This window comes from Streptococcus sp. 343_SSPC (genome assembly GCF_001072385.1).
GTDB lineage: Bacteria > Bacillota > Bacilli > Lactobacillales > Streptococcaceae > Streptococcus.
This window is the reverse complement of record NZ_JVKU01000022.1, coordinates 78,240-92,823: the sequence shown is the minus strand read 5'-3', so window position 1 is coordinate 92,823 and position 14,584 is coordinate 78,240. Positions and strand designations below refer to the sequence as shown.

14 protein-coding genes are annotated in these 14,584 nt (G+C 37.7%); 2 read left to right on the top strand and 12 right to left on the bottom strand.

Annotated features, from left to right (window positions below):
- Positions 1-85 precede the first annotated feature (85 nt).
- The 4 genes from ADH27_RS07110 to ADH27_RS07095 form a co-directional block, all read right to left on the bottom strand.
- Positions 86-1,768, bottom strand: a complete 1,683-nt coding sequence (locus ADH27_RS07110) for an ABC transporter ATP-binding protein (RefSeq protein WP_021153048.1) — start codon at positions 1,766-1,768, stop codon at positions 86-88.
- Between the two features lie 2 nt (positions 1,769-1,770).
- Positions 1,771-2,508: an ABC transporter ATP-binding protein gene (locus tag ADH27_RS07105; RefSeq protein ID WP_001244586.1), complete on the bottom strand. Its 738-nt coding sequence runs from the start codon at positions 2,506-2,508 to the stop codon at positions 1,771-1,773.
- 135 nt (positions 2,509-2,643) lie between these two features.
- Complete coding sequence (locus ADH27_RS07100; protein ID WP_000949747.1) at positions 2,644-3,384, bottom strand: ABC transporter permease; 741 nt, start codon at positions 3,382-3,384, stop codon at positions 2,644-2,646.
- A 278-nt stretch (positions 3,385-3,662) separates the two neighbouring features.
- A complete protein-coding gene (locus ADH27_RS07095) occupies positions 3,663-4,292 on the bottom strand; it encodes a TetR/AcrR family transcriptional regulator (protein WP_002890498.1) in 630 nt (209 codons plus the stop codon).
- Positions 4,293-4,706: 414 nt separating this feature from the next.
- Between ADH27_RS07095 and ADH27_RS07090 the strand changes: the two genes are divergently transcribed.
- Together ADH27_RS07090 and ADH27_RS07085 are read left to right on the top strand one after the other, a co-directional pair.
- Entirely contained in the window at positions 4,707-4,973 is a 267-nt protein-coding gene (locus ADH27_RS07090) for a hypothetical protein (RefSeq protein ID WP_048716982.1), read from the top strand.
- Positions 4,960-5,259: a DUF5960 family protein gene (locus ADH27_RS07085; protein ID WP_048716980.1), complete on the top strand. Its 300-nt coding sequence runs from the start codon at positions 4,960-4,962 to the stop codon at positions 5,257-5,259. The genes ADH27_RS07090 and ADH27_RS07085 overlap by 14 nt, the downstream gene beginning before the upstream one ends.
- A gap of 117 nt (positions 5,260-5,376) precedes the next feature.
- Here the strand turns inward: ADH27_RS07085 and msr(D) are convergent, their stop codons facing one another.
- From msr(D) to aroA, 8 genes are all read right to left on the bottom strand, one after another.
- Positions 5,377-6,840 (bottom strand): ABC-F type ribosomal protection protein Msr(D), encoded by a 1,464-nt coding sequence (msr(D), locus tag ADH27_RS07080; RefSeq protein ID WP_000420313.1) that lies wholly within the window; start codon positions 6,838-6,840, stop codon positions 5,377-5,379.
- Positions 6,841-6,959: 119 nt separating this feature from the next.
- The gene (mef(A), locus tag ADH27_RS07075) at positions 6,960-8,177 is read right to left on the bottom strand and encodes a macrolide efflux MFS transporter Mef(A) (RefSeq protein ID WP_024052921.1); all 1,218 of its coding nucleotides are present in this window, start codon (positions 8,175-8,177) and stop codon (positions 6,960-6,962) included.
- Positions 8,178-8,562: 385 nt separating this feature from the next.
- A complete protein-coding gene (locus ADH27_RS07070) occupies positions 8,563-8,733 on the bottom strand; it encodes a hypothetical protein (protein WP_002941306.1) in 171 nt (56 codons plus the stop codon).
- Between the two features lie 392 nt (positions 8,734-9,125).
- Positions 9,126-10,481 carry a 23S rRNA (uracil(1939)-C(5))-methyltransferase RlmD gene (rlmD, locus tag ADH27_RS07065; RefSeq protein ID WP_048716976.1) on the bottom strand — a complete coding sequence of 452 codons (1,356 nt, stop codon included), beginning with the start codon at positions 10,479-10,481 and terminating at the stop codon, positions 9,126-9,128.
- Between the two features lie 62 nt (positions 10,482-10,543).
- Entirely contained in the window at positions 10,544-11,869 is a 1,326-nt protein-coding gene (locus ADH27_RS07060; RefSeq protein ID WP_048716975.1) for an LCP family protein, read from the bottom strand.
- Positions 11,866-12,720, bottom strand: coding sequence for a prephenate dehydratase (gene pheA, locus ADH27_RS07055; protein ID WP_048716974.1), 855 nt, complete (start codon positions 12,718-12,720; stop codon positions 11,866-11,868). Before pheA ends, ADH27_RS07060 begins: the two co-directional genes overlap by 4 nt.
- Entirely contained in the window at positions 12,711-13,196 is a 486-nt protein-coding gene (locus tag ADH27_RS07050; RefSeq protein WP_048716972.1) for a shikimate kinase, read from the bottom strand. Before ADH27_RS07050 ends, pheA begins: the two co-directional genes overlap by 10 nt.
- Positions 13,189-14,472 (bottom strand): 3-phosphoshikimate 1-carboxyvinyltransferase, encoded by a 1,284-nt coding sequence (aroA, locus tag ADH27_RS07045; protein WP_048716971.1) that lies wholly within the window; start codon positions 14,470-14,472, stop codon positions 13,189-13,191. Before aroA ends, ADH27_RS07050 begins: the two co-directional genes overlap by 8 nt.
- Positions 14,473-14,584 lie beyond the last annotated feature (112 nt).

The window sequence follows — 14,584 nt, the reverse complement described above, 5'->3', positions numbered from 1 at the left end:
CAACGTGTCGTGATAGCAAACTTCTATATTATAGAACAAAAGTGATAGAGTGCATTGTAAAATTATACTATAAAACGAAAGAGAATTACACACTCAACTCAAACAACTTATAAAACTCACCTCTCTTATCCATCAAGTCACCAAAAGAACCATCTTCAACAATGACGCCTGATTTCATAAAGAGAATTCTATCGTATCTTTTCAAAATGTTTTCATTCAACTTGTGGGTTACTACAAGTGCAGTCAATTTTTCAATATCCAAGATTGAACTTTCAATTTCAGTAGTTACTTGATTATCCAAAGATGAAGTAGCCTCATCCAATAATAAGATTGGTGTTTTTCGAATCAAGGCACGCGCAATACTAAGCCTTTGTTTTTGTCCGCCAGATAGATTTGAACCATTCTCTCCACATAAATCTTGTAGACCAGATTCATTTTCTAAAACATAATTTTCTAAACCTGACTGCTGTACAGCTTGATTTATTTCCTCATCAGTGAAGGACTGATTAAGTGTAATATTTGCTCTTAAAGTATCATCAAAGATATAAACGTCTTGTTGAACAATAGTCATTAAGTTATAAAGACTCTCTGCTGAAATAGCTTGTATATCCTGATTATCAATTGAAATATGTCCACTTGTTACATCGTAAAAACGCAGCAATAGATTGAGCAAAGTTGATTTCCCACTACCTGACATTCCTACAATTGCAATTTTTTCCCCTTTTTGAATCTTTAAAGATAAATGGTTAAAAATATTTTCTTCAGTATTAGGGTAAGAAAAGTCTATATTTGAAAAAGAAATAACATCATCGAAATTTTCTTTCGTTTCACCAGTCTGAAGTTCGCTTACATCTTTTACCTCAAATGCATCTAGTGTTGCCTGACCTTCACGGAATTTACTCACTCCCATGCCAACTTCATTTAGTGGCATTACTACAAAATTGACCAGTTGAACAATAGCTGTTACACTTCCAATTGTGGTATGGCCATTAAAAACAAGATACATTCCTCCACCAAAGGCTACCAAAAAAACAATCATCCCTGAAAGCTGCGAAATAACATTAGCTAAAACATCAAATTTCCCTTTTATAAAATTTATTTCATCAAATTTTTCACTTTCATGACTATAATCCTCACAGATAGCATCTTTCACATTAAAACTTTTAATAACAAGAAATCCTGCTAAAATATCTTTAACCTTAGCTAAATACTTCTGATCGGCAACCATAGCTCTATTTTGTAAAGAGGCTGATTTTTGTCCAATAAATCCTGAAATCATCATCGGAATGATGCTAGCAATGATAACTAATAAGGTCAAAAACCAATTACCTATAAACATAGCTAGAAGTGAAAAAATCATTAAGGAAAGGTTTTTTGAAATATTAAAATACTGGTATAGATAATCTTGCTCAATTTTCTTCATATTTTCGGTTAATACGGAAATAAATTTCCCTGATTTTTCTTTAGAAAAGTCTCTATAATCCCTATCTAAAATAGATTGGAACACCTTGTTTTTGTATCTTGACATGATTTGCCTAACAAGTTTATTTCTCAATCGAAGAGATATAAAGTTGAGTGCTGCATAGATGAAAATAACAGTAGCTCCTACTAGTACCGCTTGAGTTAAGGCTTCTTTATTTTGGGACATGCCACTATCAATAATACCTTTAATAGAATAAGCAAAAGCAATATTAGTTAAAGGGACCAGTATATTAAATATCATGAAAGCATAAAAAGCCTTCTGATGGTTCTTTATCAATTGTTTCATCCTTAATCTACCTCATAATTCTTAATTTCATTTAGAAAATGTGACATAAAATATTCTTCTAAGTCAATATTCTCTCTCCTAATCTCTTTCATAGAAACCTGTTCTACAATTTCTCCATTTTTGATAAAGCCAATTTTATCTGCTATCTGTGAAATTTCCGATAATATATGACTCGATATTAGAATAGTAATTCCATGCTCCTTAGAAAGCGACAACAAAAGATTTCGAATTTCTTGAATCCCTATTGGATCTAAACCATTGATTGGCTCATCTAAAATTAACAATTTAGGTTTTGTTAGAAAGGCACGAGCTAAACCAAGCCTTTGCCTCATTCCTAACGAAAAATCTTTTACTTTTTTAGTCGTATTTTTTAAGCCGACCATTCTTAAGGCTTTTTTTATATCTGATTCAATAATATTTTTCCCCATATACTGAGCGTGAATTTCCAAAATTTCTTTTGCAGTGCAATTATCATAAAAAATTGGTGATTCAATAATACTTCCAATCTGACTTAGGATTTCTTCTCTGTGTTCTTGTAGATTTTTCCCAAAAATTTCAATACTACCTGATGTAATTGTTGATAAGGTTAACATACATTTCATTAACGTTGTTTTTCCAGCACCGTTCGGTCCTAAAAAACCATAGATTTCTCCTTCAGCAATTTGAAGGTTGATACCACTTAAAATTTCTTCTTTATCAATTGTTTTAAAAACTTCTTTTATTTCAACAATATTTCTCATTTCTATCTCTCTTTCTATATCCAGCTTTAAATGAAAGAATTTTTCTCCTGGAGCATAAATACCAACTTATACAGCCTCTTTTTTTATAGAAATCATCAAGGAATTATCACATTCCTTCAATTAAATTCAGCTATGCTACTTGATACTAATATCTTGTCTTGAAATATTATAAATTGAAAATGAAGTAATCATTAAACTTATGAAACTTGCAAATATCAAAAAGAATAAGTTATCAGCAATATTATTAGATAAACTTCCTGGACTGGCATTCGAAAGTAATGCTGCTAAACCAAGTCCTGTAAGCATTGTTATAGCTGTTGAATGCTTAATCATACCTAAAACAAATGGTAATAACCCTATTAGTACTGTTCCAAACGTAATTCCAGCTAAGTTAATTAATTGATTAGCTACAGGGATACAACTAGATTCAGTTACAACAGCCATGAATCTAATGAATATTTGAATAACTAAATGTGCAGAAAAATGGGCAATAAATGATATTAGGATGACTAAAAGAATTTTTCCCCATAGTAACTTTATTTTAGAAATAGGGTAAGAAAACAACTGAAAAATTGTTCTTCGTTTAAATTCATCAATGATAATCGTAGATAATAAATAAGATTCGAAAATCAAAAATGCTGCTTTTGTAAATAAAGATGAAAACAATGAAGCTACAATTGCCCAGCCTTCCCATTTACCAGTAACTCTAATAACATTAGAATCCTGACCAGCGAATTCTCCTAGTTTATTGTCAGTACCTAAACCCATAATAATGATTGCTGTAATGCCTAACACTATAAAAATAGTACACAACCAGGCTAAAAATAATTTAGGTTTAGAAATTTTATTTAATTCAATTTTAATAAGCGATAACATAGATTCTTTCCTCCAAAGTGTAAATAAAGAGTAAACTATTCAAACTAATCTCAACAAATATTTAAAAATTAGCTTATTTTTCAGACAATTACACCATACATACTATCGGTATGGAGACACTGAAAAATAAACATACCTGCGGTATGTATAGTGGATTTTTAATAACACACTTTAAGTGTGTTATTTTTAAATTATAAATTATGTAATATAGTTTATTCAATTGATAATACATAAATAGAAATTAGTATTAACAAGAATGTCATGCGACGACTTATTTACTATTTTTTTAAGTGATCAAATAAGTTGAAAATCACCTCCATCATTTCATCAGAAATTAACTGTACCCCTAGACCTTCAAAAGTAAGTTTAATGAAATTCATTTTGCGCTTTAATTCTACTAATGAAAAAACGGAAATTTGAAAACCAATCCAAATATTTAGAGTTAAAACAATTAAATCTGCTAGCTCTTCTGGATATTCTGTTTTAATAGACCCATCTTCAACTCCTTCGTAAACTTTTTCTCTAATTTCGGGTAAAAAATCAGAAAATAGACCTAGATACTGCTCTCCTAACAAACGTGGACTTCTAAGCATGATTGAGGCAGAGTAAACGAGCCTTTGGTGTTCAAAATTAGAGAAAGAGTCCATCAAAGAATTTTGTATCTTTTCTAACCCAGTATTTCCTCTCCAATTATAATTTAAAATTTCTTGATTATTTTCGCTAATGATTGTTTGCAGTATATCGTATTTAGACTCAAAATGATGATAGATAACACCTTTTGTTAATCCACCTAACCCATCTATGATATCTTGTATTGACGTATTATCAAATCCTTTTTCTAAAAATAAATTTTTAGAGACCTCTAGTATTTTTTTTCTAGTTTCATGAGAGTTTCTATTTCTTGCCATTCCAGTCCCTTTCTATCATACCAACGGTATGTAACTTCTATTGTAGTGGACGAAACTAATAATGTCAAGTTTTTTATTTGAGTATAAACAAAAAGCCTTGAAACCAAGGCTTTTCATAATCCCTTTTGTTCAAGGGGTTCTAGTCTTTTACGAGCAGAGATACACACTCTACATGTGGTGATCGCTTCCTTCTATACTATAGAACGAAATAAAGTTGGTCAGATTTAGGATTATACTTTTGAACGAAACTATTCTAATAAAGTCTTTATCTATATTTTACCACAAAAAGCAAAAAATGGCTGTAACCACAATGGTTTCTCACTGTCGTTACAGCCATTATTTACTCTATAAATCTACATCTGTCTCCTCTAAAAATTTTACACTTATCTGCCCATCTTCTGAAATTGTAATGCTATCCAATACCTGACACATCTCATAACGTACATGTCAGATTTATTAATGGAGAAGAAATTATTACTCCTCAGTCAAGTATACGCTGGGCAGCTACACACGCGCATTCAAGTGATTGAAAAAAACAAGCGTGTTTCCTACACTGGAACAATACCAAGTCTGAATAAGGATTTTATCTTGATAAAAACTACAACAGGTCACATCAATTTGAAATTGAAAGATATTATGAGTATTGAACTTGTTGAGGATGCACTTTATGAATCAGCTTGAGTTTCAGCGTAATCACCTACAAATGGACTATTATAGCGAGAGCTACCAAGATTTTGAACGTGACTTCTACCGCTACTCTAACATGAATATTCCATTAACCTTCCTGACGGATGATATCCTCAAAACAATGGCGACTTCACATAAGAATTACTTTGTCCTCAATAAGGAAAAGTCCAAAGATAACCGCGATCACTTCTTCATATTTGAAGTAAGAACCTTAGAAGAGAATCCACTAATCTATCATTATACATATAAGAAAACTACAATATATTTAGCAGAAAAATAGGAGCAGTTCAATTGACTGTTCCTATTTTTAATATTCATAAAATCTAAAGTCTTTATACTCTTTAACAATGGAGTCGCCAACCAGAACAGACTATACTGACCAGCGACTACCTTAAATTTAATGTTTCAGATTTATTTTCTTATCTCTAATTTCATAAACTACATCTGCTACATTTTCGAGTAATCGTTTATCGTGGGTGATAAACACGATAGTTCCGGTGTACTCCTTCATTAGTATTTCCAAAGCCTCTAAACTTGGTATGTCAAGGAAGTTACTGGGTTCATCCATTATTAGGATGTTATATCTACCCATGAGCATTTTAGCAAGCAACAATTTTATAATTTCTCCACCGCTTAAAACAGATAAACTTTTTCCAATATCGTTCTGTTTGAACCCCATAGATGCTAGCACTGAACGAATTTCTGATATATTGTAGTCACAATCCTTCTGCATAAACTCCATAACATTCTGATTACTGTTGTACTTGTAACCATTCTGTGCAAAGTAACCTATTTTTGCCTTAGGCGAAATAGAAATTCCTTCTTCATGGTTTAAGATCATTTGGATTAAAGTTGTTTTTCCGATTCCATTACCACCAGTTAACGCCACTTTTGCTCCTAACGGAATTTGAAAAGATGCATTTTCAAACAGTGCCTTATCCCCAAATACTTTATTAATTTCTGCACCGACTATAGGGTATGGATTATGGAGCTCCAATGCTTTACTTTGCCTGAAACGAATTCTGCGAATGCCTTCCGGAGCTTCTACTTTTCCTAAGGCCGCAATCCTGTGCTCTAGGGTTTTAGCAGCATTATACATCTTTTTTTCCTTACTTCCTATTGATTTTTGATGAGCTAAACGCCCTCCGTCTTCAGTACTTTTTTTCTTTGAAGAACCTTTTGCCTTCTGTTCTATTTTACGAGCCTGTTTTCGCTTTTCCTCCGCAGCCCTTTCCAATCGGGCACGTTCCGCAATAAATTGTTCGTATTCTGCAGCTTGGCTCTTACGTTCTTCCTCTTTCTGACGAAGATAATCAGAATAGTTTCCCCAATACTCAGTGATTTTGCCATCTTTCAGTTCCCATATTTTATCTACTATTTCATCAAGAAAATAGCGGTCATGGCTAATAACTAACAGTGCACCTGTAAAATATTTTAGCTGTCCTATTAGAAAATCAATTCCTTCACGGTCTAAATGGCTCGTAGGTTCATCCGCTAAAATACCATGAACCTGTGCCGATAAGGCCTGTGCTATTTTAAGCCTTGTTTCTTCACCACCGCTCATAGTCTGTATATTTAATTGCTCAACACCTAGCTTGCCTACAAGTGCAAAATCTTTTTCCTCCTGCAGAGTTACTTCGTCCAACTGGGGAATATAGGCAAGTTCACCCAGACGATTCATTTTACATCCTGGGGGAGTTAATTCTCCTAAAAGTACCCTGAGTAAAGTGCTTTTTCCAGCACCATTTGCTCCTACTAAACCAATACGGTCATAATCATATACTTCTAATTCATTTATATCTAAAACATCGCGTCCTTTGAATTCCACACGAATGTCTTTTGCTTTTAATATTAATTCCATAACATTTCCTCCTGTCTATAATCGCATGCTTTCATTTGCTTGTATGCAGGGAAAACCCTGCGATTTTAGCAGGAAGAGTTACATGAAAATAAGATACATAAATATTCCTCCAATATTGTTTATTTTAAATCTAATTTTCTAACCTCAGTTATCATTTGGCAAACTATAGCAATGCCAATAATTAAAATACCTGATAGTAAAAACCAATGATTTACACCGATTTTATCAGCAAAGAATCCAGAAAGAATTAACCCAATTGGCATAGCAAGTGACATGATACTTCCGGTCAAAGAAAATACACGTCCTAAATATTCAGGCTTAATTTTCTCCTGAAAAAGAGCTGTTTGCACACCGCTATAAAATGGCACCGAAAGCCCCATTATTGCACAGCAAACTACAAATATTACAAATCCATTTGGAGGAAGTATTCCCGAAACGGCTAAACTGGTCCCCATTATAAAAAATGAACTTGTTATTAGTAATACATGCTTTTCGAAGCCCCCTAATCTTCCTAATAATAAGCCTCCTGCTAGCATCCCAAATGCAAAGGAAATTTCCGTAATAGAAATATGCACAGGCGTTCCATTAAAGTGTTCCATGCTTATTAAAGGAAATAGTGCATTGATTGGCATATAAACAAAAGTATATAGTGTTCCTAAGAGTAATAAGGCAAACAATCCTTTGTTTTGTCTTAGAACCACAACTCCTTCTTTCATCTCTCTTATGAAATTTGGTTCTAAACTTTGCACTTGATTACCCAGCTTAGGTATACGTACAATTGCTACCGTAATAGATGCAATCACAGCACCCAATACGTCGATGGCAATAATAGCATTTAAATCCCAAACGGAGTATAAGAGTGCTGCAACTGCCGGACTAACAATATAGCTTATAGACTGCAAAGACTGACTATAGCCTGCGCATTTCGTTAGCTGTTCTTCTGGTACTAAAAGTGGTGTAACCGCATTGAGTGCTGGGGTATGAAAAGCTGTTCCAATGCTACGGATAAACAATACTATCATAATCATCCAGACAGGTAGCTCCATACAGAATGCAACAATAGCAAGCACTGCACCAGCTGCTGCGATAATTAAATCGGCACCAATCATTATCTTCTTCCTATCATGACGATCCACTAGCACACCAATGGCAGGTCCCAAAATCGCATAGGGTAAAAAACCTACTAATGAAGCCATAGACAAGACCATCGCAGATCCTGTTTTTTCTGTAAGGTAAAAAATAATCGCCATTTGCAGGATGGCACTAGTGATTAATGATACTGCTTGCCCTGCCCATATTGCATAAAATTTTCGTTTCCAATTGTTGTATTTTTCCATTTATATTATCTCCTGCATATTATTTTGCTTGAATTTCTATTTTGAATAGCATTCTAGGCAATAAAAAATGCAGGCCAAACCCCACAATGTGGCTTTTGGTCTGCATACATACAATTTGGAAACATTCATATTAAAGACATAGTTAAATAAAGGTATAGTTAAATAACCAATATCCTCACCGTAACTAATGAATGCTCAATATCGTATAAATAAGCACAACAAAAAAGCCTATCATTGGGTATAGATTCTGCTTTTTTTATTGCCAGCTTATCTTAAACGCATTGAGGCTGTCATAGTTTCGGTTCCTCCTACATCTTTGTTTATATCAATTTATAGTATAACACAACAAGATGATATGTTCAATATAAAAGTTATGGAATGAGTCTCATACTTCCAATTCGATGCCAGATTTAAAGGATATGACGAAGTGTTCTTCATAGACTGTAACGCTCTGGATTATCTTCCTTAGTAGCAAGCGATTAGCTTTCACAAAATCTTCTGTTTGTAGTTTTAAAAATTCATCAGGATTTTCTAACTCAACCTCAAAATATTTCATTTTACATTCCCTCATTTCATTTATTGATAAATTGAGTTTACAAAAAAGAGTGGACAATTTTTGTCTACTCTTGACCTTTAAAATAGTTTTTTTAAAAACGATTTGAAGTTGCCTAAATTATTACTTATTCGGTAAAATGCAGTATTCCTTTCAACAGCTTTCCTTCAACTACACTTCACTTGATTCAAACAAGGTGGGGATGTATCTATTCCCACAAACTCCTTGTCAATGGAAACAAACACGTACCCACAGTGTAAATGGAAATAGAAACTGATAATTTCTAGCTATCACTTCTACTCCCTCCAAAAAATTACTCACTCTGACACTTCCCCACCATAAAGCAAAAAGCCTTGGTTTCAAGGCTTTTCATTATCCCTTTCGTTCAAAGGTTTCTAGGCTTTTACGAGCAGAGCAACACACTCCACGTGGTGCGTCTGCGGAAATAGATCCACCGGCTGGACTTTCTTCAATTTATAGCCCAACTCTTGGTAGAGTTTGATATCACGCGCCATAGTAGCCACATTACAGGAGATATAAGCGATGCGGTCAGCGCCTGTTTGGGCACTGGCTTTGATGAAGCTTTCTGTCAAGCCCTTGCGTGGTGGGTCGACTAGGATAGCAGTTGGTTGGGTGCCTTCCTTGAGCCAATTCTTCATGGCATTTTCAGCTGTGTCACAGACATAATGGGCATTGGTGATGCAGTTTAAGCTAGCATTCTTCTGGCTATTCTCTACCGCTTCTGGGATGACCTCCACTCCATAGACTTCTTTGACATGCTTGGCAACTGATAAGCCAATGGTCCCAATTCCGGAGTAGGCATCAATGACCACATCGTCTTCTCTTAACTCCGCAAAGTCAATGGCTGTTTGATAAAGCTTTTCTGCCATTTCAGTATTGACCTGGTAAAAGGCGGGTCCAGAGATTTGGAAGCTATTGCCCAACATTTGGTCGGTAATGTAATCTTGACCATAGAGAAGCCGCCATTCTTTTCCAAAAATGGCATTGGTATTCTGATCGTTGATATTTTGCATAACAGATTTGATGGCTGGGAATTGCTTGATCAACTGCTCGATCAACTGGTCCACACGGAAAACCTTGGGACGAGTTGTCACCAAAATGACCATAATTTCTCCAGAATGGTGGCCACGACGGACGACCAGATTGCGAATCAAGCCAGATTGTTCCTTTTCATCATAAGGCTTGAGGTCAAACCGACGAATCAAATCCCGAAGTGCCAAGACCACTTGGTCAATGACTGGATCTTGGATATAGAAGTCTTCAATCGGCATCAAATCATGAGAGTTCTTGCGAAAGAAACCTGTCTCCACCTGACCATTGACACGACGGACAGGGACCTGGGCCTTGTTGCGATACTGGACGGGATGATCCATCCCCAAAGTCAGGGGCACTTCGATATCAGAGATTCCTGCCATCTTGTAGAGGCTATCCTTGACCTGTTTGGCCTTGAATTTTAGCTGCTCTGGATAAGCTAGGTGCCCCAAGTCGGCAATACCGCTTCGCAAGTAAGCCAGGTCCAGTTCTTCATTGCGGTGAGAGGATTTTTCTAGGTACTCCTCTACTTTTCCGTAGCCGATCTTTTTATTGACCTTGAGCACGCGCATGCGGATGATTTCTCCAGGCAGGGCATTCTCCACAAAAAAGACCAGGCCATCTACCTTAGCCACTCCTGCTCCTTCGTGGGTCAAATCAACAATCTCAACGGTTACAATTTCATTTTTCTTTAACATGGTGTTCTATCTTTCTACAAATTAAAAGGGGTGGAGTCCAAAACTCCTATCCCCTTATTATATCATCTCAGTCCCATTTGGTACAATTTCTTTTTATAAGCATCGAAATCGACCAGCAAGCCTTGACCACCATACATATCGTAAGCATCGACCCAATCCCCATTTTCTGGAATCGTAATGCGTTCAATCCCCTTGCTGGCACTTCCGACTAAGCCAATCCCATTGGTCAATAGGAAAGAGAAGGGTACATTGGTTGAGGTCATAGCAAAGACCTTTCCTAGTGCTTCAGATCCAGTAAAGAGCTTGGTTGGATCCTTGATTTGGTGCACAACGGCAGACATGACTTCTTGTTGGCGTCTTGTCCGTCCAAAGTCACCCTCATCATCTTTACGGAAACGAGCATAGTTGAGGAGGGTCCGGCCGTCCATTCGTTGTTTTCCGACCTTAATGGTCTGATTCGGAACGACCCCATCCTTCATATTCAAGTCATCAGGAACTTCAACCTCAGAGACGGTTTCACCATCAATGGTGGAGAACTGAGCATTCATCTCCACCCCATTCGGGAAGAGAGTATCGATGGCTGTCGCAAAGGTTTGGAAATCGACCATGGCATAGTATTGGATATCAATGTCAAAGTTATCTTTGAGCATTTGACGGACCAACTCCGCCCCTTGGTTGTTATTCTGCTCTCCAATGGTGAAGGCCGTATTCAACTTCTGGTCATAATAATCTTGATATTCTGGATCCGTTTGTTGGCTTACGCCATCGATATGTACCAAAGTATCTCGCATAAAGCTGACCATTTTCACCTTGCCGTCCTTGTTGTTGACATTGACCACCATGATGGAGTCCGTTCGCGTCTCAGACGAGCTTTCCCCGATTCGACCATCTGTTCCCAAGATCAGGATATTGACCCCGTCTTTGGTCTTCTGACCGTTAAAATACTCTTTAACAGCTGGTTGAGCGTTGGTTCCACCAGGTTTGCTATTCAAGCCTTTGAGAAACATAAAGACCATACCACCAAGGACTAACAAGAAGAAGATGGCTATCCATTTTAAAATACGTTTAAAGCGCATCTTTCTTCCCTTCTTACGTTTGGGAAGGGCTGCTACGTCCTCTCGATTCTTTTTATTGGCTTTTGGTTTGTCCTTCCGGCTACGTGATGGATAGACTGGTAATTCGTCAGAATTGTCTTCTCCTCTACTTGAAGGAGAAACAGGCTCTTCTGCTCTTGCTGAAACGGGATCGTCTTGGAATCGTCCCTCTGATTTATTTTTTAAATACTTGTATTCCAACTGCTCCTTTTCATTCAGGTAATGGTAGTTGGAATAAAGATAATCCAATCTTTTTTGTTCATGATAAGACAAGTTTTCTGATTCTCTACTCATACGTTCTCCGTTTCATTGTCATTAAGCACAAAGACCAAATAGTGGCCTAAGGTTTTGATAGATACCCCTAGGGACTCCAGTTCTTGATAGGCAGAAGCAAACAGTGCTTCGTCAGCATCCACCACATCGATGATAAAAAAATACTCCCCTAGGGCCGTCTTTAAAGGACGACTTTCAATTTTTGTTAAATTTAATTCTCTTGAAGCAAATGTAGACAGGGCCTGGCATAAGGAGCCCGCAATATTACTTGGTAAGGTAATGGCCAAACTATCCTTACTAGCAGCTTTCTTCAGCGAGCGACTGCCTTCAAAAGGTCGCTGACCAAGAATCCAAAAGCGGGTGAAATTTTGATCCATTTCCTGAATATTACTAGCTACCACTTCCAAACCATATTCATCCTTAGCCTCCAAAGGCGCAATAGCTGCAATAGGAAGTTCCGGATGTTGAGAGACATATCGAGCCGCATAGGAAGTCGAAGTTGTCATCTCCAGTCTGACTTGAGGGAAATGCTCCTGGACATAGGCTTTCCCTTGGGCTAATGCTTGAGGATGCGAATAGATCACCTGAATGGCTTGATCCTGCTTAACTGCCAAGAGTTGTTGCTTAATGGGATAGACAACTTCTGCAATGGCCTGAAAATGAGCCTGGTGAAAAAGGTAGTCAATCGTCTCATGAACACTACCTTCGATAGAGTTCTCAACAGGGATAACTGCATAATCAACTTGGTCGGACTCATAAGCTTTGATCACTTCTGTGATAGACCCGTAAGGGCATAAGGTAGGCTCTTCAAAACTTTCAAGGGCTACATGATGGGTAAAGGATCCCTTAGGACCGAGATAAGCTACAAGCATCGGATGATCTCCACAATTTCTTCTGGTGTCTTATCAGCAACATCAATCACATGTGTGGCTACTTCTTCATAAAGGGGCAGGCGTTGCTCATATAAGGCACGAAACTCTTCTGGTTTTTTATTAAGAAAGAGGGGGCGCTTAGTTGCAGGATCCGCAGCCAGTCTTTGATAAAGCCGTTCAAAATCAATCCGTAAATAAATATTATAAGCATTCTTCTTGAGAAGCTCACGATTTTCTGGCTTCAGGACGATGCCCCCGCCAGTTGAAATGACCGAGCTCTCTTGATTGAGTAACTCTTGCAATAAAAGCGACTCTTGCTGACGAAAACTGTCTTCTTCATAGCGAGCAAAATAGTCAGAAATCGGCATTTCTAAGCGTTGGACCAAGAGTGCATCCATATCTGCAAAAGCTGGATCCAATAAAGAGCCAATGGTCGTTTTCCCTGCTCCCATAAAGCCGAGTAGTACTTTAGGCATGAGACACCTTTTCTAAATCTGCAAAGAAGGTAGGATAGCTGGTATTAATAGCTTCAGCACGCGTAAGTTCCACTTCACCTTCTCTTACAAGCAGGGCTGCAATAGCTCCCATCATGCCGATCCGGTGGTCACCAAAGGTTTGCAGGCTGGCACCATGTAGGGGCGTTTTCCCCTCAATAATCATCCCATCCTCTGTTGGGGTGATGTTAGCCCCCATAGCATTTAGACTATCTGCCACTACTTGGATGCGATCCGTTTCCTTGACTTTCAATTCTTCAGCATCTTTGATAATGGTTTGGCCAGAAGCTTGAGTTGCCAAAAGAGCAATGATTGGAAGCTCATCTATCAAGCGAGGAATCAAATCACCCGAAATTTCTGTTCCATGGAGGTCGGAAGTCTCTACGACAAGCGTCGCAACCTTATCAAGAGGATCAACATCCAATATTTGAAGCTTGCCACCCATTTTTTCAATAACCTCTAGGATACCTGTACGAGTCTCATTGATGCCGACATTCTCTAGACGAATCTGACTATTAGGGACAATCAAACCAGCTACCAACCAAAAGGCTGCACTGGAAATATCACCTGGTACCGTCACCTCACAGGCTTGGAAGCTTTGAGGCCCACGTAGGCGAATTTCTTTGCCCTTCACGCTGATCTGGCCACCAAACTGCTGGATCATATCTTCGGTGTGATTCCGTGTCAGTTCTTTCTCTAGAATGACTGACTCCCCTTCTGCTTGCATGGCAGCAAATAGAAGAGCTGACTTGACCTGAGCAGAGGCTACCGGTAATGAATAATGGATTGGTTGTAATTTTTTTGATCCATGAATGTGAAGAGGAAGCATGTATCGATCTGTTTGACCCTGGACAGTGACTCCCATCTCTCGAAGGGGGATTGCCACTCGATCCATTGGCCGTTTAGACAAGCTGTCATCTCCAACCATGGTGACTGGAAAAGGACTTCCTGCTAAGACACCCGCTATCAATCGAGTGGAGGTGCCTGAGTTCCCCATATCCAGATCATTCTTAGGTTGTTGAAAGGCTTCAAAACCTTTCCCCTCAATGGTGATCACTTGACCATCATCTTGGATAGAAACGCCTAGGTCTCTAAATACTTGAATAGTGGATAAGACATCTTCACCACGTAGGATATCATAGACCTTAGTGGTTCCATGCGCAAGGCTACCAAAGATAATCGAACGATGACTGATCGATTTATCCCCCGGAACACGAATGATTCCATTTAAACCCTTACAATTCGTTTGTAATTTCATGGCTTACCCCTTCAAGCTTTTCTAAAAATTCTACCATAAAAAACAGCCATTTTCAACGTTCACTTGGAAGGTCCTCTAAGATGGGAGAGAAAAAGAGGTGGGCTCTCCACCT